A 22265-nucleotide genomic window follows, 5' to 3' on the forward strand; every position below is an offset into this window, starting at 1 on the left:
TCGAGCCCGAGTGTTCTTTGGATTATAAATTCATCAAAGTATGCTCGCGCCCTGGGCCCGACCCAGAGATATACATACCCGGAAATTTCACTTCCATATTCTCAGGAATAATTTCTAGCGCATGAAAAGGGCTGGAGTAAATCATCAGACCAATATAAATCGCGTATTTGAATAGAACACTCATAGTAAAAGCGGCTGCTTTATAGCAGCCACAATATTACACTGGTTTCATTTAATTACTGGTAAGTAACATCTACTGCAACGTTAGCAGTATATGTACCAGCAACTAATGTCGCACTTGAAGTACGTGCAGTACCACCAATATTAAGAGCCGCAGTACCACCGGTAAGAGTAATAGCGTTATTAAAGTCGAATTCAGCTGCAATCGTATTTACGCCGTTAACCAAGTTAGTATCAGAAATACTTACTGTTACTGCATCACCAGATTCTCCAGAAAGAGTAAATGCCGCAGCTCCAGCATCACCTTGAGCGATAACAACGTCCGTTGTGTTGTCTGAAGTGATGATACCGAAGTCAAGATCACTTGTTTTTGTCATTGTAATTGCTTGTTTTACTTCTAGTGTTGCATCAAAAGTGTCACTCACAGCGAAAACGTTCGCTGAAGAGATAGAAAGTGCAGATACAGCAACAACCTTAAAGACTTTGTTCATTTCTTTAATCCTTTATATAAAATCGGCTTTATTATTAGGGTTACCTAATAGTCAATCAAAGTTAACAATTAAGTAACAACAATCCTATTTAGAAAATATATATATTGACACTTATTTATAAAGAAATGAGGCGCAGTGAGAATAAGATCACGCAAATTGATATAAATAACACTAACAATAATAATGGTATTGAATCATTTTCACCAGTTATATATAAAACTGGTTTTACACTTAATTCCTTTATTTTTGTACGTAATTATTCTTATAAAAAGACCTTAATTAAAGTAGCTCTAAAATAAAGAGAAAGAATAAAGGACAAGAATAAACCCTTATTATATTCAGGTTAATTGCTATATAGATCACCGTGTTGCAATACAGTCTCAGAAGTGAAACACGCTGACAATTAAAATAAATTGTAATAAAAATGAAATATTAGAGTTTCATTTTTATCAAATTCAAACACAGATTATAGAAAGTATTAAAAATGAGACAGACATAACGCTCCAGTTAAATTAACCCCGACAATCAAAAACACCAAAAAAACACCAAAAAAACAATTAAATCTAAGGGGATTGTATTACGAAAAACACCTTGATTGGACAGAGCCTAGACAGGCAAGTGAAGCAGTTTAAACATCTGCGCTGCGGTTTAGACACAAGTACAGCAGATTAACCACCAGTCAAAAAACAACGAGATGTTTCTAATCACACAGCTTTAGAGTAAAAGACAAACAAACTCATTCGCGGTAAACCTGAAACCCGACTCATCGCCTTACAACAGCTAAGGTGAAAAGATAGGTAAAAAAGAGGTACACAGGCAGAATTGTGACCAGAGAAAAGCCACAATTGGATTCAAAACCTTCCCTACCGACTCGATTGAATAGTAAAGCACCGTTTTCCGGCAATTTATTTGTGATCTGGGTTGCACGCGTACCGCATACTATCAGATACTGAACAAAACTAACCTTCAGCCACAGTAAACGTTCCGCGCTTGCTGTTCAGGAAATTCAATGAGTTCAGATAATCAGCCGACCTACTTCTTTTTCGATTACGAAACGTGGGGCGTTAGCCCAGCAAAAGACCGTCCGAGTCAATTTGCGGGTGTTCGTACCGACCAAGATTTCAATGTTATTGGAGAGCCTCTGGTTATCTATTGCCAACCTCCCGCTGATTACCTCCCTGCGCCTGAAGCTGCACTGATCACCCGCATCACACCACAAAAGGCGGCTTCACAAGGTCTTCCTGAACCAGAGTTTATCGCTAAGATCCATGCTGAGTTGGCGAAACCAAACACCACAAGCCTTGGCTACAACAGTATTCGATTCGATGATGAAGTAACGCGTTACACCTGTTACCGAAACTTCATCGACCCATATGCGTGGAGTTGGCAGAACGGCAACTCGCGTTGGGATCTGTTAGATGTAATGCGCGCTGTTCACGCACTGCGCCCTGAAGGCATTGTTTGGCCAGAGAACGAAGAAGGTTATCCAAGCTTCAAACTGGAACACCTATCTGTGGCAAACGGCATTGAACATGAGAACGCGCACGATGCGATGGCCGATGTTATTGCGACCATCGAGTTAGCGAAGAAGCTGAAAGCTGCACAACCTAAGATGTTCGATTACCTCTACAACATGCGTCATAAGCGTAAGCTGAATGACCTGGTTGATATTGTAAACATGACACCATTGATGCACGTTTCGGGCATGTTTGGCCGTGACTGCAACTACACAAGTTGGATTGTGCCTATGGCTTGGCACCCAACCAATCAAAATGCCGTTATCGTGGTTGATTTAGCCAAAGACCCAAGCCCACTGTTAGAACTGGACGCTGATGAACTCAGAGACAAACTCTACACCAAACGCAGTGAACTGGGTGAAGACGAGCTACCCGTACCAATCAAATTGGTTCAACTGAACAAGTGCCCTATTCTTGCTCCAGCCAAAACGCTGACGGCTGAAAATGCCGAAACCATCGGTATTGATCGCCAACAATGCTTGAAGAACTTGGCACTGCTGCGCGAACACCCAGAGATCCGCGAAAAACTGATCGGCCTGTACTCACAAGAGCGAGAGTACGAAAAGAGTGATGATGTTGATACACACCTTTACGACGGTTTCTTTTCTCCTGCTGATAAAACAGCGATGAACATCATCCGCGAAACTGACCCAAATAACTTGGCAGCTTTAGATATCACCTTCGGTGATGAACGAATTAAACCGTTACTGTTCCGTTACCGTGCTCGTCATTTCCCATGGACGCTCGACGAAGCTGAGCAATTGAAATGGGCGAACCATTGTCGTGAGTTTTATGAGAGCCGTTTAGAAGAGTACATGCTCAACCTTGAAAACCTCGCGCATGAACATGAAAGCGACGAGAAGAAAATGGCTATCTTGAAGGCGGTTTATCAATACGTAGAAAAGTTAGCTAGCTAATTCCACTATCAAGAGACGTAACACTTTGAAAGAAAGATTGATCCAACTGGTTTACTGCTTAATCTCCTTCACCTTAATCATAGGTGCTCTTACAGCAGGTAACGCGTTACAGCACTTTTTGGATACCTCAATCCCAGGCAGTATTTTTGGCATGTTGATTCTGTTTGCCGCCATGGTGATTGGTATTGTTCCTTCGCACTGGGTACAACCCGGTGCAAGCTTGATTATCCGCCTAATGATCTTACTGTTTGTTCCGATCAGTGTTGGGTTGATGGATCACTTCGACATGCTCATCGCGAACGCATTGCCAATTATGGCGAGCGCCGTTGGTGGCACGTTGCTGGTGTTGGTGTCCTTATCATGGTTTTTAGACCGCTTGCTTTCGAGAGGTAACTGATCATGTGGATTCTACTCACCATCGTGGTATTCCTGTTTGCTCGCTGGGTAAGTCAAAAAGTAAACTCGCCGCTTTGTAATCCCCTGCTTATCAGCATTGGTATCATCATTCCGATACTCACGTTCTTTAGAGTACCGTTTGAGACTTACTATGCCGACAACACCTGGATTACCTACATGCTTCAGCCTGCGGTTGTTGCACTTGCTTACCCGCTTTATGAACAGCTACCTCAAATCAGAGCCAACTGGCGCATCATCACCTTTGCTTGCACGCTAGGCAGTGTGATGTCGATGACAACGACAGCATTAATCGCAGTGGCTTTTAAAGCGGACTTAACTTTGATTGCGAGTTTATTAGGTAAGTCAGTCACCACACCAATTGCGATGGAAGTATCGAGCCATTTAGGTGGTGAAGCAGCGATTGCGGCAATACTGGTATTGATTGTTGGTCTGTTTGGGGCAATTTTTGCTTACCCAATCTACAATCTCATTGGTATTAAGAGCCCTATCGCGCGTGGTTTAACCATGGGTACTGTGTCTCACGCTTTAGGCACGGCAACCTGTGCTGAAAAGAATCAGGAAGATGCTGCATTCAGTTCGTTGGCATTGGTTCTTTGTGGGGTTATCACCTCAATCATTGCACCGAGTATATTTTCGCTCGTGGTTTGGTTCTATTCTTAACCACTTTGATTACAGTTTATACGCGCTCTAATAGATGAGTTGGTAAATAGCTAAACTCACTGGTTCGCGACTTTTAGGCGTTACAGATATCAATAAGCCCAAGCATAACCTGATTATTTCAGTGATAGCTTGGGCTTTTTTCTCTCATTTATTCATCAATACGTGACAAACCAAACTCAATTTCAAGCAATAAGTGCGATATCAATGGTAGTTTTTACTCTTGCAATCGATTTCATCTGTGACCTCACTCTAATTATGCAAACCAATGTAACAACAACAACGCAGTAGTGACAAAGGTCACAGAAAATTCCTGAGCATTGCATAGAATTAAAGCCTAAGGTCAATTAAGGATTCAACATGAACAGTCGTATTACCCTGGCGCTGGAAAGTGCTCCAACAGCAATCAAAGCACTTTTGAGTGACATCGTATTAGCAGACAACTTTGACGCGACATTGTCTCCAGAACAATTTGCTAGCCTACTGCAAGCAAGTGGTTTAGCGGATGACGAGCTACGTATTGCGCTACTTCCTTTTGCCGCAGCCTATTCTTACGCTCCGTTATCTGACTTTTATGTTGGTGCAATCGTGCGTGGTTTGTCTGGCACTCTGTATTTTGGTGCAAACCTTGAAATCGCTGGTGCTCAACTTGGCCAAACAGTACACGCTGAGCAATCTGCAATCAGCCACGCTTGGATGAAAGGCGAACAAGGTATCTCTGATATCACCATCAACTTCAGCCCTTGTGGTCACTGTCGTCAATTCATGAACGAACTGACCACAGCGAAAGAGCTTAAGGTTCAGCTTCCGCAACGTGATGAAATGTCTCTACAAGAATACCTGCCAGACTCGTTCGGCCCTGCCGATTTAGGTGTGACGACTGGCCTAATGACTAAGCTTGATCATAAACACACGACTGAAGAAACAACGCCTATTGTTGTAGAAGCGCTAGCAGCACTAAACCGCAGCCATGCTCCTTACACCAAAAACCTAAGTGGTGTTTCACTGCAATTGACGTCGGGTGAGGTTTTCACCGGTGCTTACGCTGAAAACGCAGCGTTCAACCCGAGCTTACCTCCTCTACAAGTGGCGTTGATTCAACTTAAACTGGCTGGCTTCGATTTTGAACAGATTGAAAGTGCAGCATTGGTTGAAATTGCCGAAGGTAGCATCAGTCACCTAGCGGATACGCAATCTACATTAGAAGCGATTAATCCCGACATTCCAGTGACTTACTTAGCAATCTAAGTACATCTAATTAACAAAATTTTAAATAAGCAGCCCTATTTAACGGGGCTGCTTTTTTTATACCTGTAATTAACGCAACAACTTGCGCAAACGTTTGCTTTTATCATTGAAATAAGTATGATCACCCCGTTTTCAATCAATCGCTCAAAAGATCGGAAGGAATTTCTATGTTTGGTACTGCTACTCGTGAAAATGCTACTCGTGTACTTCTATTAGGTTCAGGTGAACTCGGCAAAGAAGTTGCTATCGAGTGCCAACGTTTAGGCTTGGAAGTTATTGCATGTGACCGTTACGCAGACGCACCCGCAATGCAAGTTGCACATCGTAGTCATGTATTAGACATGTTAGACGGCGATGCACTGCAAGCAGTCATTGAACTTGAAAAACCAGATTATGTGGTTCCTGAAATTGAAGCTATTGCCACCAGCAAGTTGGTAGAGCTAGAAGCACAAGGCTTAAATGTCGTTCCCACTGCAAATGCGACTAAGCTAACGATGAACCGCGAAGGTATCCGTCGCCTAGCTGCAGAAGAGCTAAAGCTGAGCACTTCTCCTTACCGCTTTGCAGACACCTTTGAAGACTTCGCTGCCGCTGTTGAATTCGTGGGCATGCCTTGCGTTGTTAAACCAGTAATGAGCTCTTCAGGTAAAGGTCAAAGCGTTATCAAAACAGAAGAAGACATTCAGAAGTCTTGGGACTACGCACAAGAAGGCGGTCGTACTGGCGCAGGTCGTGTGATCGTTGAAGGCTTCATCGACTTTGATTACGAGATCACCCTTCTAACCGTTCGCGCAGTCGACGGTGTTCACTTCTGTGCGCCTATCGGTCACCGCCAAGAAGACGGAGATTACCGTGAATCATGGCAGCCACAAGTGATGTCAGACAATGCACTTAAAGCCGCGCAATACACGGCTGAACAAGTGGTTAACGCACTAGGTGGTCACGGTATCTTTGGTGTCGAGCTGTTTGTTAAAGGCGATCACGTTATCTTCAATGAAGTATCCCCTCGCCCACACGATACTGGCTTAGTGACATTGATGTCTCAAGACTCATCTGAATTCGCACTGCACGTACGCGCCTTTACCGGTATGCCTATCAAATCCATCACGCAATACGGCCCATGTGCATCAGCGGTTATTCTTGGTCAAGGCACTTCAACCAACATTCGTTTTGAAGGTCTTACAGAGGCGCTAGACGCACCACAGACGCAAGTTCGCTTGTTTGGTAAACCTGATATCGATGGTCGCCGTCGTCTAGGTGTGGCGCTTACTCGTCGCAACAGCACTGAGACTGCGATTGAAGATGCAATTGAGAGTGCTTCTAAAGTAAAAGTAATTTACTAGCTGCTAATTACTATTTTCTAGCTAATGACTACTAATTAGTAACGACTAACTCAGATCTGAACCATTACGTTCTCGCATCTGAACAATCACGACTTCAAATCTGAACAACAAAAAGACGGGCTATCGAGCCCGTCTTTTTGTTGGTGTTATCTTTTTTATTGAAGCGGTCTTTTCGCTAGAGAGCTCACTGCGCTTAAGCGTCTGACTCAATCAAGTACACTTCTTCACTAAATCGAGACAAGCCTTTTTTGGCAATCTTCGGATGTTCATCGTCTGCAATATCTTGATTCAACAATGTGATTTTGTATCCCGAGAACAACTGATCAATCTCTAGTTTAGGTACGCTAAACGGAGGCCCTGCCATCTCGTTTTGGTCGTAATCTAGAGTCACCAGAAGGATCTTACCACCCGGTTTCAGCAGTTGTTTCAAACGCTCTACATACTGCACTCGCATCTCTTCAGGCAATGCGACTAAAGACGCGCGATCATAAATGGTATCGACAGGCTGGATTGGCGCTGAGAAGTAGTCGCCCGTGTAGATGTTCAGTTCATCGAATTGATACAGCTCGTGCTGACCACTGATTTGAGTCACAGTCGGGGTGTAAAGGTGCTCTGCAAAAAATGCGCGAACCGCAATCTGGCTGAGTTCGACACCTTGCACATCACAATGCTTTGTCGCCAACCAAATCAAATCTTCACTCTTACCACAAAGTGGAACAAACACACTCTTCTCGTAGCTAGGTTCAGTCTTTTCCCAAAATTTAATCAGAAGTGGGTTTACATCTTCAAGGTGGAAACCAATTTGGTTGGCTGCCCATTTATTGTGCCAAAATTCAGGATTATTCATCTTTCGTTCATGTTAAACAGTCATAATGCAAGGGTACAGTATAGAGAGGTAAGAGCAACCTTAGCTTGGTTTAAACTACCACATTGGTTTCGATGAAATCAGAAACTGGCTAAGTTCAAAGTTCTAATAATTGCGGAACTAACGGTTGGATTATTTGTCTATATCTTCACATTTTAAAGCAATATTAAACGTTAGAGTTGGTTTCTGTCTTAGCTAGCCCCATTTAATATGTAGTGAGTTTAGTTAAGCTGTTTTTACTCTTGTGCGTTACTGGTTACCCCTTTTGACTACCCGTTTTTGTAACCTTGTATTTTGGAGTTTGAATGAGTGTATTTCTCCGTACGACGGCCCTAATGCTATTGGTATTGAGCCGAGCGCCTGCATTCGCAGCAGCACCTGTTTCAACAAGTTCGACTGATCAAACGCGCACTCCTGCGCAAAACCAAGTTTCATCAAACGTATTCCGTCATAGTTTGAGCGGCCTTTACGGCATCAAAGCCTTCGACTCACGCCCGACTCAGCCTTACACCGACTTCGATATTCTGTACAGCAAAGCGCATCAAGGCCAAGCTGAACTAGAAACTATCTGTAAAAGTACTGCCCTACTCACTAATTCTGAAGCGCTATTTGCTGGCGTTAAATCTCAAGCTCGTGCAGAAGAAAAAATCGCCCTTGAGCTTGATGGTGATGTGACAAAAATTACCGACTTAGCCCGTGCAACTATCATCGCGAATGATGTCGAGAGCTTGGTTGAAGTTTACGAAGCGCTAAGCCGTGAAGCAGATGTTGTTAAGCTGAAAAACAAGTTTAAATCGCCAGCTGACTCTGGTTACCGTGACCTTAACTTGTTGGTTCGCTTGCCTAAAACCAACATCATTGCAGAGGTTCAACTTCACTTAAAAGCGATTGCTGATGTGAAAAGTGGCCCTGAACACGAGCTGTACGAAATTATCCAAGGTATTGAACGTCACGCAATTGCAGAACATCGCCCAATCAACGATATCGAAGCGGCGCAAATCAATAGCCTAAGACGCCAATCTTTAGAGCTTTACCAACAAGCATGGCAACCTTACATTACCACGCACATCAAAGCGGCTTAACGCGAACCTTACCGCTACTACAAAACAAAAACGAACAAGGGCTGCTCTCGCAGCCCTTTTTAATTTCAGCGTATCTCTTATCAATCATAAGCGAACGCTATTTGTGATAGTACTCCTGAGAGCGTTCATACAAGTCCAACCGCTTTAAGGTGCTATAGAAAACAGCGACATCCTGTAAATCCTTATCAGATAGAGACTTCACGACTGACTGCATGTATAAGTCCTGACGTACATCACTTTTAAAATCACGCAATTGTTTAAGGATGTAGCTGGATTTCTGCCCCTTAATATTCGGGTAAGACTGCACGAAAGGGATGATCTTATCACCGTGACACTGGCTACATAGGTTGTTAACGAGCTTTTCTCCTGCCGTCAAGCTTGGTATGTAAGGTACTGTTTTGTCACTTTGTATTGTCAGTTTTGGCGAAACCTTTTCCACCGTTGCAGTGTTTTCGTCAGTACATGCGGAGAGTGACATTACAGCAAATAGAGCGGTGTATTTAAATTCAATTAGAATTAACTACCGTTCAGGAGAACTGAACGATGATTAGAGATTGTGCGAGATGCGAGAAGTGATAAAAAAATTGAAAACGAGTGGCAAGAATAAATACTGTGATACAAACAAAAAGACCACGCTAGGCGTGGTCTATTGCTTGGCTACTTCTCGATTTTAATATTTTCGACACGGGCCTTTAGTTTTTGTCCCGGTCTAAAAGTAACAACACGTCGAGCAGAAATTGGAATGTCTTCACCAGTTTTCGGGTTACGACCAGGTCGCTCGTTTTTCTCGCGAAGATCAAAGTTACCAAAACCAGACAGTTTTACCTGTTCGCCATTTTCAAGCGCTTTACGAACTTCTTCGAAAAACACTTCAACCGTTTCCTTGGCATCCCGCTTGCTGTATCCGAGTGTCTCAAACAGGTTCTCAGCCAAATCGGCCTTCGTGAGTGCCATAAAACTTTCCTCAAAGCTATGTTAATCATTGCTACTATCGCCAGTAGCGCCAAAGCATTTACCCTATTCAATCAATGAGATAAGGTCGTTTACAAGGAAAGTGTATGCCAAGCTTCTGATTTTCGCCAACTTTTTTATCTCAACTATTTAATTATTCTTTCAAATCAGAAAGATAACGCGCTTGTAAATTTACATATATAGCTAAAAAACATCTATTCCCAAGCCACCAATCAGAGTTAAACTCCAAAATAAGACAATAAATAAGAATTAAAAACTTTAACGATATAAATAATAAATTTTGAGACTTTTCTCCGATACTCAATAAAATCAGCCACTTGATTTGATATTGAACTCAACAGAGGTTACTAAATGATCAGTATTAAATATGAGATTTGTATCATTTCAGAATTTAATTCGAATCGGTCAATGCTATCACTGATTGTGTACTGACTTTTACTGCGATTCATCTGTATTCTAATCCCGTCAATCTCCCTCTTTAGTGACGCTCTGCAGCAAAGTAAATTTCACAGCGCTAGGTTGATATGTTATAACATATCAATCGAGAGGGATTTTAGTACTTAAAATGAAAGATATTGAAGCGATCATTAAGCACGTCAAACAAGGGTGTAGAGACAATGGAAAGCAGTTCACCGCCAAAAGGCTGCTGATACTGCGTGCGTTGGCACATGCCGATAAAGCGCTGTCTGCCTACGAGTTAGTCGACTATTGCAAAGAGCATTTTGATCAACATGTTCAAGCGATGTCGGTCTACCGAGTCTTGGATTTTTTAGAACCACACCACCTAGCACACAAGATTAAGGTATCAAATAAATACATACTTTGTGACCACATCCTTTGTGAGCACGAACATGGCATCCCACAATTTTTGATTTGTTCTAAGTGCGACAAGATAAGTGAACAAACCATCAACCCTTCTATTATTCGCGATCTTAAATCTCACGCGAAACAACAAGGATTCACCGTCACAAGCCCTCAGTTAGAGATCAGCTGTGTTTGTGATGAGTGTGCTAAGCCCGAAGTGAATGCGTCCTGCTAAGAATACCTACATCTAATAACTAGATTCCAATCGTATTAGCCTAATTAACAAGGAGAAAGTGAAACGCTATGCCCGCAACGCTCATTAAAAATGCCTACGTGGTCAATGAAGGTACCGTTACCGAGACAGATGTATTAATTGTCGACCAACGAATTGAAAAGGTTGCAAGCAATATACAGCCCAATTCAAATTGCGAAGTCATTGAAGCAAAAGGTTGCTACCTCATCCCGGGGATGATTGACGATCAAGTCCATTTTTGCGAGCCCGGGTTAACCCACAAAGGCTCAATCGCTACAGAGTCTCGTGCTGCTGTCGCCGGTGGTATTACAAGCTACATGGAAATGCCAAACGTAAACCCTGCTACTACGACCATTGAGGCCTTAGAGAAAAAATTTGATATCGCAGCACAGAGTTCACTGGCTAACTACTCTTTTTACCTAGGTGCAACTGAAGACAACCTAGAGCAAATCAAGCAGCTCGACCCGACCAAACACTGTGGCGTAAAGGTATTTATGGGTGCTTCAACGGGTAACCTGTTGGTTGAAGAGCCTCAAGCACTCGATGCCATATTCCGTGATTCTCCCGTCCTGATTGTCACCCATTGTGAAAGCGGGCCTGTTATCGCTAAAAACCAAGAGCAATTAAGAAAAGAGAAAGCAGTTTTCACGATTGAAGACCACCCTATTCTAAGAGATGACAGAGCCTGCTATGCCTCTTCTTCTTATGCTGTTGAGCTCGCTAAAAAGCACAATAGCCAGCTTCATGTATTGCATATCACTACAGAGAAAGAGTTGGCACTATTTGATAAAGGGCCAATCGAAGGCAAGCGCATAACCGCTGAAGCGTGTGTTCATCACCTTTGGTTCAGTAATGAGGATTACCCAAGATTAGAGAACCAAATCAAATGCAACCCAGCCATCAAATTTCCAAGCGATCGAGAAGCACTACTTGCCGCCCTTAGCACCAATCAAATAGACATCATCGCCACAGACCATGCTCCTCACACATGGGAAGAAAAACAAGTTCCTTATGAGCAAGCGCCTGCCGGTTTACCCCTTGTACAACACGCCCTCTTGACTCTGTTTGACCACGTACATGCCGAAACCATGACCGTAGAACAAGTCGTAGAGAAAACAGCACATAACCCATCCATTCGTTATGCGATACAAGAGCGCGGTTATATTCGTGAAGGCTACTTCGCAGACTTAGTACTCGTCGACCCACAAGCATCAACATTAGTTGATGAGGAAAACAACCTTTATCAATGTGCTTGGTCTCCATTCACTGGTCACGAGTTCTCTTCCCAGATCAAACATACTTGGGTAAATGGCACCAAGGTTTATAGCAATGCAGATTCGAGCTTGATCCAAGATACAAATCACTCTCCAGCAATGAGGCTGTCATTCGAGCGCTAGTTCAGCAGTTATTACCATCAATAAAAAGAAATCAATATGTTAAGAAGAAACCCTAACGGTCATATGCCAAACGTATCGGAAACCGCCTTCATTGATCCAACAGCTATTATTTGTGGCAAGGTCATCATTGAAGATAACGTGTTCATTGGTCCTTATGCCGTGATACGTGCCGATGAGGTTAATGAACACGGTGACATGGAAGCCATTGTGATTAAGCGCGACACCAATATTCAAGATGGTGTGGTTATCCATTCAAAGGCCGGTGCTGCGGTAACCATAGGAGAACGCTCCTCTATCGCTCACCGCTCCATTATCCATGGGCCTTGTGAAGTCAGTGACGATGTCTTTATCGGCTTCAACTCTGTCGTTTTCAATGCCGTCATTTGTAAAGGTTGCGTGATTCGTCATAACTGCGTGGTGGACGGACTCGACCTTCCTGAGAATTTTCATGTACCACCGATGACCAACATAGGTTCAGGCTTTGATCTAAACAGCATTTCAAAAGTACAACCAGAATACTCGGCGTTTTCAGAATCGGTTGTCTCTGCCAACCATACTCTTGTTCAAGGCTATAGAAGGATTGCTAATGAACTCTAATAAATCCCCCTTGCTTGGGATTCCGACCAACATTATTACTGGGTTTCTCGGAGTAGGAAAAACCTCTGCGATTCTTAACTTAATGAAGCACAAACCAGCCGATGAGAATTGGGCTATTTTGGTGAATGAGTTTGGTGAAATTGGCGTTGATGGAAGTTTATTCGAAGGCAATCAAACCAAACAACAGCAAGTTTTTATTCGCGAAGTACCCGGTGGCTGCATGTGCTGTGCAGCAGGGCTACCCATGCAAATAGCACTCAATCAGTTGCTTTCTGAGGCGAAGCCAGACCGCTTACTGATTGAGCCTACTGGCCTTGGCCACCCAAAAGAAGTGTTAGAAGTATTATCTTCTGAACATTATCGCAAAGTGCTGTCACTGCAGAAAAACATTACTTTGGTTGATGCCCGAAAGCTCTCTGACACGCGCTATTCTGAACACGATACTTTCAATCAGCAAATCACCATTGCCGATACCATTGTGGGTAATAAAGTCGATCTCTACAAAAGTGGCGATGCAGAACAACTGGCTGAGTACGTCGCACAGGTTTGTCACCCGGACACCAAACTCATATTTGCTCATCTCGGTAAGATCCCTTACGACGAGTTTGATGGACACACCAACTTTTACCTCCATCAAACTCATGATCACCATCACCACCACGCTCATAAACAAGAGAAACCGCTCGCTTCTGAATTGCCGATGCCAGAAACCGGCATGATAAAGGCTAGTAATCACGGTGAAGGGTTTGAAAGTGTTGGTTGGCGATTCTCAGCAGACAAGTTATTTGATCGTCAGCAACTGCTTAAGGTGTTGGTTGGACTCAAAGCTGAACGGATGAAAGCGGTGTTCATTACTCAAAGCGGTATCTTTGGTTACAACCTGACAGAAGATGGTCTAACAGAGTGTGAGTTGGATGAGTGCATTGAAACCAGGATTGAAGTGATCGGGCACCAAATAGATGAAGGCCTAGAGGGGCAATTGCTTGAGTGTATGGTTACTTGATTGCTTAGTTAATAGAGTTCTTAATTAATTGAGAGCTAGTTAATGAAGTGCAGTTAATTGATTCTTTAGATAACTTCACTTCTTCGACATAAAATAAGACCTCGCAAGTGCGAAGTCCTATTTGTTATTCAAAGCATTTGCACTCTATCCGTTTTATTGAATGCAGGCCGCTTATCAATCACTTTTGTTTTGCGAGTTTCGTTGTAGCGTGGGTATTCGATGCCTTAGCAGGCTTCACAATCAAGCCGATACCAACTAGAAACAATACAGATGCAACAACTTGAGCAACTGACAGCACCTCGTCATACATAAAGTAACCACTGATCAATGCAAAGATTGGCACGAGCAAGGTTAACGGTGCGGTAGTGCTTAAAGGGTATTGGATTAGTAATTTGTTCCACACCCAATAACCAAACAGCGTAGTTGGGTAAGCCTGAAAAAGCACTGCAATCGTCGTGTTCCAATCCCATTGTTCTATGCCCTGCCAGATAATTTGGTCACCGTGTAACATGACGGCAAACAACACTAATGGAACTGGCGCAAACAACATTCCCCACACGTTAAACGCAAAAGCTTGAGTGGTTTTGGATGCCTTCACAATCACGCCCATCAAGGTCCAACTGCACGCCGCAATCATAATCAATATCACGCCGTTAACGGTGACATTACCTGTTGCCGCTGATACCAATACTGCTAAGGCACACATGGCTAACATCGCTCCCATTAATTTGCGCATAGAAGCACTCTCCTTGAACACCCATACGCCAACTGCCATGCCGATTAATACGTTGGTTGACAGTAATACCGATGAAAGCCCAGAAGATAACCCAGCAGTGATCGACCATGAAGCCATACCCCAGATACCGACACCGAACACAAAGCCGTAACTGACTAAATAACACCAAGCGACATTCGGTCTTGCCACAAAAAATATCACCGGAATAACCGCTAACGAGAAACGCGCGGCGGTTGCCAACAAAGGATGAACATTGGTTACGCCCATTTTGATCATCGAGAAATTGAATCCCCAAATTGCCATCACAAATACCGCTAACAACAAATCATTTCTTTTCATACTCACCCCTCCTTTGTTTTAAAAGAGTATCCCTTGAACAATAAAACCAGTACAGATACAATTTTTACAATAAAAACCAGTACAGTTAATAACGGTCGTGATAATGAGCATCTACAGAAAGCTAGCCAATCAGTTTATCGATGAAATAGAAACAGGTAAAAGACCGGAAGGCGGACGCATGCCTTCACTTCGTCAATTGGCTAAGCAGCAGGCCATCAGCATGTCGACCGTGGTGAGCTGTTACCAAGAATTAGAATCGCAGGGTTGGATACACTCGCGACCGCAAGCTGGGTATTTTGTCTCGCCTCACAAGCCTATTCATTCAACGCCTGAGTGGGCACAGTTTGAGAGTAAGGTTTCCAGAGTTAAAGAAACGTCATCGGCTCACAACTCAATCAATGGGCCTTTAGGGGTTTCGAGCACCACCAATGATGAACAATCGATTGTTGAGCTAGAACGCAGTTTCCGCCGTTCAATCAAACGGATGGGAAGCAGACTCAACCATTACCCAGATACACAAGGTGAGCCGATGTTGCGACAAGCATTATCCACTCACTTTGCCAAGCTCGATGTGCACTTTTCACCTGAAGAGATGGTGATCACGGCTGGTTGTATGTCGGCGATTAAGGCTGCACTTGAATCGTGTACCAAAGAAGGCGACACCATTGCGATTAGCTCACCTTGTTTCAACGGCATTCTGGAGTTGCTCGGAAAGATGTCACGCCAAATCATCGAGATCCCATCTCTCAATGACGGTGTCGACTTACAACAACTGGAAAATCATTTGAAGAACAAACGAGTGGACGCCGCGATCTTCTGTACCTCTCATATGAACCCTCAGGGGATCAATATGTCAGCTAATCAAAAACAAAAACTTGCCGAGTTAGCTAATGATTACCAAGTGCCGATCATTGAGGATGATGTGTATCTAGAGCTCTCTTACACATCACACACACCACTGCCAGCGAAATACTATGATAAAGGCGGCTATGTACTGTGGTGCGGTTCGGTATCGAAAAGCCTATCACCGAGCTACCGTTTAGGTTGGTGCTTACCGGGAAGGTATATTAATGAATACAAAGCGCAGTTTTCTGCCGCGAGCTACGGCGTTGCCCTGCCTACTCAACTTGCCGTTGCTGACTTTATTGAATCTGGTCAATACGCTAAGCACGTCAGGAGAAGATGCTCTCAGATCTTGTCTTTGCGCCAACAATACCTAAGTTATTTGTCTCAGCACCTTCCTCAAGATGTGAAGATAAGTAACCCACAAGGTGGCATGGTGCTTTGGCTGCAAATCCCAAACTTAAACCAAGCAACCTTTGCTCAAGCAGTTGCCGACCAGAACATTGATATCAGGCTTGGACACCTGTTCAGCACTCTCGATCTTTACAGTAACTGCTTACGCATCAATATTGGGTATCCGTTAGAGGATGAAGCCAAGCAGCAATTGGATGCCTTAATCGAGCTTATCCATATTCACAGCTAACAGCACGTAGCACGTAGCACGTAGCACGTAGCCTTTCAAAATCCGCTTTTTTAAATGCCTTCGAATGCCGAATTCTAATAGCCTTTTGTCATAAAAAAGAAGGCTATTATTCCTATCTTAATTCGGGTAAAGCCCCCGAACCGTAAGGAAACCCACTTACCTCAAAACCCTTAAATGCTGAGTTTGCAAGCACCCACAAAATTATGCAACTTGGCTAATGACACATCACTTTTTATCGTCAATATACAGCGGTCAGCGCTGGCGTTTTCCTGTATTTGAAGAGAACTATTATGAGTGATAAAACAAAAAACAAACCACTACCTTCCTTTATCGAAGAACGCTTGAACTTCTATATTCAAGACCTGATTACCCAGAACCAAAGCCAAAAGCATTTGGTATTGGGTAAACGCCCCCAGCGCAATTCCGTTGTGATGCAGAGCAATGATTACTTAGCGCTGTCACACAACAAACAGATCCAACAAGCCCATCAAGCGGCGATCTGCGAGCACGATGACAACGTGGTGATGTCTGCCATTTTCTTACAAGATGATCAGTCTAAACCTGCGTTTGAAACTAAGCTTGCGAACTATGTTGGAATGGAGAGCTGTTTGCTTTCTCAATCGGGCTGGGCGGCCAATATTGGGCTATTGCAAACCATCTGCCCACCGGGCACACCTGTGTATATTGATTTCCTTGCACACATGTCGCTATGGGAAGGGATTCGGGCTGCCGGCGCAGTTGCCCATCCGTTTATGCATAACAATATGAATCACCTACGCAAACAGTTAGAGCGCCACGGCTCAGGTGTCATTGTTGTCGACTCGGTTTACAGCACAATAGGCACCATTGCCCCACTGCGCGACATCTACGAAATGGCGCAAGAGTTTGATTGTGCGGTCGTCGTTGATGAATCCCATTCACTGGGTACACATGGAGAGAATGGTGCAGGCTTAGTGCAAGCATTGGGGCTCACCAACCAAGTCGACTTCATCACCGTTAGCTTGGCAAAAACCTTTGCTTATCGCGCTGGGGCAATCCTTGGCCCTAAACAACTGTCTAAAACCTTGCCGTTTGTGGCGTACCCTGCGATTTTTAGCTCAACAGTGTTACCACAAGAAGTGGTTCGTTTAGAGAAAACGTTGGAGGTGATCAAAGGTGCGGAAGACAAACGAGAAGCCTTATTCAATCGGGCTAAGTCGCTGACTACGGGGCTAAAGCGAATTGGCTTTAATATCCGCAGTGAGTCTCAAATTGTAGCGCTAGAGTGCGGCAATGAAAGAAACACGGAGCGTGTGCGAGACTTCTTAGAAGAACGTGATGTGTTCGGTGCGGTATTCTGCCGCCCTGCGACTGGCAAGAACAAAAACATCATCCGTTTTTCAGTGAATGCCGATATGACGCCAAGAGACATTGACCATGTGCTCACGGTTTGTCACGAAGCGTACCATCACCCCGAGTTAGAGTTCGTGTAACCTTTTTCGAACCATATTTATAACCAACACCAACGGCAGGACTGAATGGATGCTATCATGTCGCGATACAAAAAGAGCCCAGCAATTCGCTGAGCTCTTTCTTGAATCTATGTCTACCCAATGGCCGTGAACTTCAGACTATTACACCCGCTAAATCCAGTGAGCAATTTTATCAAACAGTCGGTTTTTATCGGCAGGTTTAACAATAAAGTCCGACATGCCTGATGATTCCATCTTTTCCAAGGTAACGGGAGAACTGTCACCCGTGTGAGCAATAATCGGCACCGAAGAGTATTCTTTGTCGGCACTGCGAATTCGGCGAGAAGCTTCAACACCGTCCATGATTGGCATTTCAATATCCATTAGAATCAAGTCGATTTCGTCGGTATCAAGCGCATCTAAGGCTTGTTGTCCGTCTTCTTTTTGCACAACATCAAAGCCCTGTTTTTCCAATAACATTGCCGTAAATCGGCGTAGAGATTCATTGTCATCGACCACCATAATCGTACGTTTAGTGGTGGCCTCTAGCGGTTTTACAGCAACCGATGGCATCACGTAGTTGGAGTCAAACAGTAAACGGTCAATGATCGCTTTAGTATTCAGTAGCCAGACTTGTGTTTCCACCCAAATAGGCTCGAAAGAAATGTTACGTACACGCTTGATAGGATGACGCTCATACAAGTAAATGATTCGCGCCTCAGTAAACGAAAGTAACGATTCAATCCTATCGAGGCAATTGGCTCTTAAATCCAAGCTCTCCATATCAACGAAAATCAAGTCGAACTCAAACTGATATTCCTTATTCTGTAGCGCTGACGCCACATCCAAAATCTGGAGGTCAAAACCCATAAAGCGAGAGATTTCAGTCATTTTACTGGAAAGCACTGTCTGATCACTGATCATCAGCACCGTCTTGAGTTTAGTCAGTTCGCTCTTGATTTCCTCTACCGAATTGGAAGTCAAAGATGGGAAAATCATCGTGAACTGTGTCCATTGATCCACTTCAGACTGGCATTTAATCTCACCACCAAACGAGCGCATGACCTTCTGACAAAATGGCAAACCTAAACCGTAATTACCCGACTGGCCTGTGGTGTAAAAGTCTTGGAAAATACGACGAATGATATCGCTCGAAATACCAGAGCCGTTATCCGTCACCATTATCTGGTTCGTCACTTCATCACTGAACATGGTGACATGAATATGAAAATCTTCAGGGCTACGATGATGGAACGCATTCTTGAACAGATTATACATGACGTATTTCAACAAGGTGTCGCTACCCAAGAACTCAAAGTTACTCTGCACATCCAAGGAGATTGCTGACTTATCAGCAGAGCGCTTGTAATTGAAACTGTCTATCGCATCCTCAACCACCGCTTGCGCTGAATGCTTCTTAAACGTAGATCGAGAGACTCGGTTTTCATCAATTGAAGTCAGTAACAGATCTATCGTTTCGTTACCGGAATGAATGATCTCCATCGCTTCATCGCCCACTTCACGCAACTGAATCACTTCTTCATTGCTTAACGCATATTGCCCTTTTTGATCGCCACTTTTAGGGTTCGGCAATATGGACTGCATGACATCAATAGAGGTAAGTAATCCGCTTAGAGGGTTTCGCATCTCATGGGCAATACCCGCACCAAAAGACTTCGCCAATGACACCTTGTTTTCATGTTCCACCTGATTGCGGAAGTAGAACAAGTTGCCGAATAAGTAGATAAACAAAAAGATTGGCACATGCGTCCAATCCATTGTGAGTTCGAGGTAGAAGCCTTGTGCAATCCAAGCGCACAAGGTCGCAATCCCAATACCGGCAAAGGTTTGTGCAAACATCACTCTGGTGACGTGCACCAATAAAATGTGGAGGAAAATGGCCGACATGAATGACATAACCCAAACGTTAGACCAATTATTCATTAGCAGCATGTAGAAAAAGAAACCTGGCAAACAGATAGTTACAGCGACTTGATAATAAGCCGGGAGGTACTTGCGCCATTCAAATGGGACACGATTGCGAAATATAATGCCAAAGAACAATACCGAGCAAAACAAGCGAAGCGCTAAGTTTTCGTAGGGTTGTGGAAACAAAAACTCCCACACAATGTAGTAAATTGGAAAGCCGACAAAGCCCATCCAACCCACGAGGGTTAGATTCGGTTCTGCGTATTGGTAAACTTTACGAATCGCGTTCATACGAAATACTTTGTTCTCTAAGCCCTGACGTTTATTAATTCTATGATTTAGTTTTTATACTTATATTTTGGCGCCAATTATATTACACATCACCTCCGAGCAGTGAGGTTTCAATCAAATATGTACCAACGCATTTGTTTTTATTTTTAAGCGTAGATAAATAATGCACCCTGCCGACACTTAAATTTAAGTACGAGTGCTTGGTTCAGGGATGGGCATGCGCGGTGTTCTTTTGATAACTGTGTTCAGCTTACTGCTATGTCACTGTTACTCGATGCATTTTTCTTGGAGTATCCCCGTAATCTATCACTGCGTAATGTTGCGTTACCCTGTTATCCCAGATCGCCATTGAGCCGTTGTCCCATTTGAAACGAACTTGAAACTCAGGGCGTCTCGCAATTTCAAACAGTTGGCTGAGTAAAACATCACTCTCTTTGCGGTCGAGTTCGTTGATATAACGAGTAAACTGTTCATTAATACAGAGCGTTTCTTTATCCGTTTCAGGATGAACTTGAACAACAGAGTGAACCACTGGCGGATTCTCCTGTGCTGTTTTAATCAAGGATTTGTGCCAATCGAGATCAATGTCTTCTGATTCTATACCTTCAAAGGCCACAAGCGAATGAGTCGCCGACAACCCTCTCAACTTAGCTTTCATATCTTCATGTAGAGATTCAAAAACCGCAGTCATAGAACACCAGATAGTGTCACCACCAATGCTTGGAATGTGTTGAGCATGCAACAGGGAAGCTTTCGACGGCAAGCTGCGCCACGTTAAGTCGGTATGCCAATAACTTTCCTTTGGCGCATTGCCACGGGTTGTTTCAATCACACTCACCTGTGGCGCACTTTCCACGCGAGGGAAGAAAGGATGTGCAGGTTCTAACGTTCCAAAGCGCTGTGCAATCATCAAGTGTTGTTCTGGAGACAAAGTCTGCCCGTCGAGAAAGATCACTTGATGGGCAATAAGTGCCTGATACACCTTATCGAGTTCATCAGCACTGCATGTAGAAAGCTCTAGTTCGTGAATACGAGCGCCGATGTGAGGAGTAATGGGTTCTATTTTCAACATACTTTCGCTTATTGGTGATATTGAGTTGCAGGGCGGATCTGGCTACTAGGCTAATCTGACTACTAACAGTAAACCGGGTAAATGCTGATTTTCTTTCTCACTTGAAATAGAAAGTCGTCTCTCCGAAACAAAAAAAGAGCTCCTAAGCTGGAGCTCTTTTCGTTTTTTGATACTTCCTGTATCCATAGACAAGTCCAATCTGTAGTACTTTCACTGAAAGCCAGATCATCGATATCTCCAGTTGTGTATCACCAATAAATCTAGCATACAATCTTCAGACTGTTCTGGGACACAACCGAGATAATCAACTCTAGTGCCAAGCCATCTCGCCGCTTAGCACTTTCGCGCCAAGTTCTAAATCGCCTTCCGTAGCCTCAAATTTCGGGTAGGCTTTCTTCATGTAATCACTGATCTCGACCGATGTTGGATTACTTTTGCTCGCCAACGCTTTTTCAATATCAGCCACATAATCCTTCGTGAAGTGAACTGCATTTATTCCTGTTGGCATTTCACCTAAATAGTGACCCGGAATTACAACCTCTGGCTCTAGTGCTTTCATACGCTCCAACGATTGTGACCACTGGCTACGAATCTCTTTCGATGCAGTATCTGCCATCCATACATGCACACCGCTATACACCGACACGCCACCAAACACCGTTTTTTCAGACGGAACCCATAGGTAAGCTTGGTGTGTATTTATCTCTTTCACTTCGATGGTTTCACCTTCGATGCTTAATGTTGTGTCGTTCATCACCATTGGAACAATCACCTTAGAGGGCGCGTTGCCTTCTAATATAGGCCCCCAGTATTCAAGCTTTGCATCTTTGGTGCGTTTGATATGCGCGACAACGGCTTCACTGGCAACGACTTTAACGTTAGGAAATGCCGAAACTATCGGTTCCAAACCAAAGTAGTAATCTGGGTCGCCGCTACTGATGTAAATCATCGATAATTTTTTGCCAGTCGCTTTAATTTGCTCCACCAAATTTTGTCCATCAGCCACACTAAATTGCGCATCAAACAGAATCACTTCTTTCTCACCCGAGACCAATACCGAGCTTGCCGGGAATATCGCGTTCTCGCCGGGGTTATAGTGAGTAATGTTCAGTTCTGTCGCTAGCGCAACACTTGATGCCAGCACGGTTCCTAGGCTTATGGTTCCTAAAAGCATGCTTTTTGATAACAGGGTTTTCGATAACGTATTCATGGCTTTAT

20 protein-coding genes and 1 pseudogene are annotated in these 22265 nt (G+C 43.7%); 12 read left to right on the forward strand and 9 right to left on the reverse strand.

Annotation, left to right across the window (positions count from 1 at the left end; all coding sequences use genetic code 11):
• Positions 1–28: 28 nt before the first annotated feature.
• A pseudogene (locus ACED45_RS24085) lies at positions 29–184 on the reverse strand (DUF4402 domain-containing protein); the annotation flags it as partial.
• A gap of 52 nt (positions 185–236) precedes the next feature.
• Positions 237–671: a DUF4402 domain-containing protein gene (locus tag ACED45_RS19345; RefSeq protein WP_004734871.1), complete on the reverse strand. Its 435-nt coding sequence runs from the start codon at positions 669–671 to the stop codon at positions 237–239.
• 1009 nt (positions 672–1680) lie between these two features.
• Between ACED45_RS19345 and sbcB the strand changes: the two genes are divergently transcribed.
• From sbcB to purT, 5 genes are all read left to right on the forward strand, one after another.
• Positions 1681–3105, forward strand: coding sequence for an exodeoxyribonuclease I (sbcB, locus tag ACED45_RS19350; RefSeq protein ID WP_371714798.1), 1425 nt, complete (start codon positions 1681–1683; stop codon positions 3103–3105).
• Between the two features lie 25 nt (positions 3106–3130).
• Entirely contained in the window at positions 3131–3502 is a 372-nt protein-coding gene (locus tag ACED45_RS19355) for a CidA/LrgA family protein (protein WP_004734867.1), read from the forward strand.
• Between the two features lie 2 nt (positions 3503–3504).
• Complete coding sequence (locus ACED45_RS19360) at positions 3505–4182, forward strand: LrgB family protein (RefSeq protein WP_017090893.1); 678 nt, start codon at positions 3505–3507, stop codon at positions 4180–4182.
• Positions 4183–4539: 357 nt separating this feature from the next.
• Positions 4540–5427, forward strand: coding sequence for a cytidine deaminase (gene cdd / locus ACED45_RS19365; protein WP_017086319.1), 888 nt, complete (start codon positions 4540–4542; stop codon positions 5425–5427).
• Positions 5428–5594: 167 nt separating this feature from the next.
• On the forward strand, positions 5595–6770 hold the full coding sequence (purT, locus tag ACED45_RS19370) for a formate-dependent phosphoribosylglycinamide formyltransferase (RefSeq protein ID WP_004734863.1): 1176 nt from the start codon (positions 5595–5597) through the stop codon (positions 6768–6770).
• A gap of 193 nt (positions 6771–6963) precedes the next feature.
• Here the strand turns inward: purT and ACED45_RS19375 are convergent, their stop codons facing one another.
• Positions 6964–7617, reverse strand: a complete 654-nt coding sequence (locus tag ACED45_RS19375; protein ID WP_371714799.1) for a thiopurine S-methyltransferase — start codon at positions 7615–7617, stop codon at positions 6964–6966.
• Positions 7618–7940: 323 nt separating this feature from the next.
• Here ACED45_RS19375 and ACED45_RS19380 point away from each other — a divergent pair, with 323 nt between their 5' ends.
• Positions 7941–8717 carry a RelA/SpoT domain-containing protein gene (locus tag ACED45_RS19380; RefSeq protein WP_017059130.1) on the forward strand — a complete coding sequence of 259 codons (777 nt, stop codon included), beginning with the start codon at positions 7941–7943 and terminating at the stop codon, positions 8715–8717.
• A 97-nt stretch (positions 8718–8814) separates the two neighbouring features.
• Here ACED45_RS19380 and ACED45_RS19385 read toward each other — a convergent pair whose 3' ends face one another.
• Together ACED45_RS19385 and ihfA are read right to left on the reverse strand one after the other, a co-directional pair.
• Complete coding sequence (locus tag ACED45_RS19385) at positions 8815–9195, reverse strand: c-type cytochrome (protein WP_371714800.1); 381 nt, start codon at positions 9193–9195, stop codon at positions 8815–8817.
• Between the two features lie 179 nt (positions 9196–9374).
• On the reverse strand, positions 9375–9671 hold the full coding sequence (gene ihfA / locus ACED45_RS19390) for an integration host factor subunit alpha (protein WP_004734853.1): 297 nt from the start codon (positions 9669–9671) through the stop codon (positions 9375–9377).
• Positions 9672–10254: 583 nt separating this feature from the next.
• Between ihfA and ACED45_RS19395 the strand changes: the two genes are divergently transcribed.
• The 4 genes from ACED45_RS19395 (at position 10255) to ACED45_RS19410 (ending at position 13743) form a co-directional block, all read left to right on the forward strand.
• Entirely contained in the window at positions 10255–10728 is a 474-nt protein-coding gene (locus tag ACED45_RS19395; RefSeq protein ID WP_371714801.1) for a Fur family transcriptional regulator, read from the forward strand.
• Positions 10729–10796: 68 nt separating this feature from the next.
• Positions 10797–12143 carry a dihydroorotase gene (locus tag ACED45_RS19400; RefSeq protein WP_371714802.1) on the forward strand — a complete coding sequence of 449 codons (1347 nt, stop codon included), beginning with the start codon at positions 10797–10799 and terminating at the stop codon, positions 12141–12143.
• 36 nt (positions 12144–12179) lie between these two features.
• The gene (locus ACED45_RS19405; protein ID WP_371714803.1) at positions 12180–12740 is read left to right on the forward strand and encodes a carbonate dehydratase; all 561 of its coding nucleotides are present in this window, start codon (positions 12180–12182) and stop codon (positions 12738–12740) included.
• Positions 12730–13743 carry a CobW family GTP-binding protein gene (locus tag ACED45_RS19410; protein ID WP_371714804.1) on the forward strand — a complete coding sequence of 338 codons (1014 nt, stop codon included), beginning with the start codon at positions 12730–12732 and terminating at the stop codon, positions 13741–13743. The genes ACED45_RS19405 and ACED45_RS19410 overlap by 11 nt, the downstream gene beginning before the upstream one ends.
• A gap of 178 nt (positions 13744–13921) precedes the next feature.
• On the opposite strand, the gene ACED45_RS19415 is transcribed toward ACED45_RS19410, so the two are convergent.
• On the reverse strand, positions 13922–14818 hold the full coding sequence (locus tag ACED45_RS19415; RefSeq protein WP_371714805.1) for an EamA family transporter: 897 nt from the start codon (positions 14816–14818) through the stop codon (positions 13922–13924).
• A gap of 103 nt (positions 14819–14921) precedes the next feature.
• Here ACED45_RS19415 and ACED45_RS19420 point away from each other — a divergent pair, with 103 nt between their 5' ends.
• Positions 14922–16304 (forward strand): aminotransferase-like domain-containing protein, encoded by a 1383-nt coding sequence (locus ACED45_RS19420; RefSeq protein WP_371714806.1) that lies wholly within the window; start codon positions 14922–14924, stop codon positions 16302–16304.
• A gap of 290 nt (positions 16305–16594) precedes the next feature.
• Entirely contained in the window at positions 16595–17776 is a 1182-nt protein-coding gene (gene cqsA / locus ACED45_RS19425) for an alpha-hydroxyketone-type quorum-sensing autoinducer synthase (RefSeq protein WP_371714807.1), read from the forward strand.
• A gap of 150 nt (positions 17777–17926) precedes the next feature.
• On the opposite strand, the gene ACED45_RS19430 is transcribed toward cqsA, so the two are convergent.
• The 3 genes from ACED45_RS19430 to ACED45_RS19440 all read right to left on the reverse strand — a co-directional run bounded on the left by ACED45_RS19430 (position 17927) and on the right by ACED45_RS19440 (position 22257).
• Positions 17927–19975 carry an ATP-binding response regulator gene (locus ACED45_RS19430; RefSeq protein WP_371714808.1) on the reverse strand — a complete coding sequence of 683 codons (2049 nt, stop codon included), beginning with the start codon at positions 19973–19975 and terminating at the stop codon, positions 17927–17929.
• A gap of 256 nt (positions 19976–20231) precedes the next feature.
• On the reverse strand, positions 20232–21047 hold the full coding sequence (locus ACED45_RS19435; RefSeq protein WP_017059123.1) for a TauD/TfdA dioxygenase family protein: 816 nt from the start codon (positions 21045–21047) through the stop codon (positions 20232–20234).
• Between the two features lie 310 nt (positions 21048–21357).
• Positions 21358–22257 (reverse strand): Vmh family MBL fold metallo-hydrolase, encoded by a 900-nt coding sequence (locus ACED45_RS19440; RefSeq protein WP_017066263.1) that lies wholly within the window; start codon positions 22255–22257, stop codon positions 21358–21360.
• Positions 22258–22265 lie beyond the last annotated feature (8 nt).

Origin of the sequence: Vibrio crassostreae (genome assembly GCF_041439375.1) — a bacterium.
Lineage (GTDB): Bacteria > Pseudomonadota > Gammaproteobacteria > Enterobacterales > Vibrionaceae > Vibrio > Vibrio crassostreae_D.

Excerpts from the sequence above, each read along its gene's own strand:
- cqsA (WP_371714807.1), top strand. The coding sequence starts at position 16,595 with ATGAGTGATAAAACAAAAAACAAACCACTACCTTCCTTTATCGAAGAA.
- ACED45_RS19430 (WP_371714808.1), bottom strand. The coding sequence starts at position 19,975 with ATGAACGCGATTCGTAAAGTTTACCAATACGCAGAACCGAATCTAACC.
- ACED45_RS19375 (WP_371714799.1), bottom strand. The coding sequence starts at position 7,617 with ATGAATAATCCTGAATTTTGGCACAATAAATGGGCAGCCAACCAAATT.
- ACED45_RS19435 (WP_017059123.1), bottom strand. The coding sequence starts at position 21,047 with ATGTTGAAAATAGAACCCATTACTCCTCACATCGGCGCTCGTATTCAC.
- sbcB (WP_371714798.1), top strand. The coding sequence starts at position 1,681 with ATGAGTTCAGATAATCAGCCGACCTACTTCTTTTTCGATTACGAAACG.
- ihfA (WP_004734853.1), bottom strand. The coding sequence starts at position 9,671 with ATGGCACTCACGAAGGCCGATTTGGCTGAGAACCTGTTTGAGACACTC.
- ACED45_RS19400 (WP_371714802.1), top strand. The coding sequence starts at position 10,797 with ATGCCCGCAACGCTCATTAAAAATGCCTACGTGGTCAATGAAGGTACC.
- ACED45_RS19405 (WP_371714803.1), top strand. The coding sequence starts at position 12,180 with ATGTTAAGAAGAAACCCTAACGGTCATATGCCAAACGTATCGGAAACC.
- ACED45_RS19360 (WP_017090893.1), top strand. The coding sequence starts at position 3,505 with ATGTGGATTCTACTCACCATCGTGGTATTCCTGTTTGCTCGCTGGGTA.
- ACED45_RS19420 (WP_371714806.1), top strand. The coding sequence starts at position 14,922 with ATGAGCATCTACAGAAAGCTAGCCAATCAGTTTATCGATGAAATAGAA.
- ACED45_RS19380 (WP_017059130.1), top strand. The coding sequence starts at position 7,941 with ATGAGTGTATTTCTCCGTACGACGGCCCTAATGCTATTGGTATTGAGC.
- ACED45_RS19410 (WP_371714804.1), top strand. The coding sequence starts at position 12,730 with ATGAACTCTAATAAATCCCCCTTGCTTGGGATTCCGACCAACATTATT.
- ACED45_RS19395 (WP_371714801.1), top strand. The coding sequence starts at position 10,255 with ATGAAAGATATTGAAGCGATCATTAAGCACGTCAAACAAGGGTGTAGA.
- ACED45_RS19385 (WP_371714800.1), bottom strand. The coding sequence starts at position 9,195 with ATGTCACTCTCCGCATGTACTGACGAAAACACTGCAACGGTGGAAAAG.
- ACED45_RS19440 (WP_017066263.1), bottom strand. The coding sequence starts at position 22,257 with ATGAATACGTTATCGAAAACCCTGTTATCAAAAAGCATGCTTTTAGGA.
- ACED45_RS19345 (WP_004734871.1), bottom strand. The coding sequence starts at position 671 with ATGAACAAAGTCTTTAAGGTTGTTGCTGTATCTGCACTTTCTATCTCT.
- cdd (WP_017086319.1), top strand. The coding sequence starts at position 4,540 with ATGAACAGTCGTATTACCCTGGCGCTGGAAAGTGCTCCAACAGCAATC.
- ACED45_RS19415 (WP_371714805.1), bottom strand. The coding sequence starts at position 14,818 with ATGAAAAGAAATGATTTGTTGTTAGCGGTATTTGTGATGGCAATTTGG.
- purT (WP_004734863.1), top strand. The coding sequence starts at position 5,595 with ATGTTTGGTACTGCTACTCGTGAAAATGCTACTCGTGTACTTCTATTA.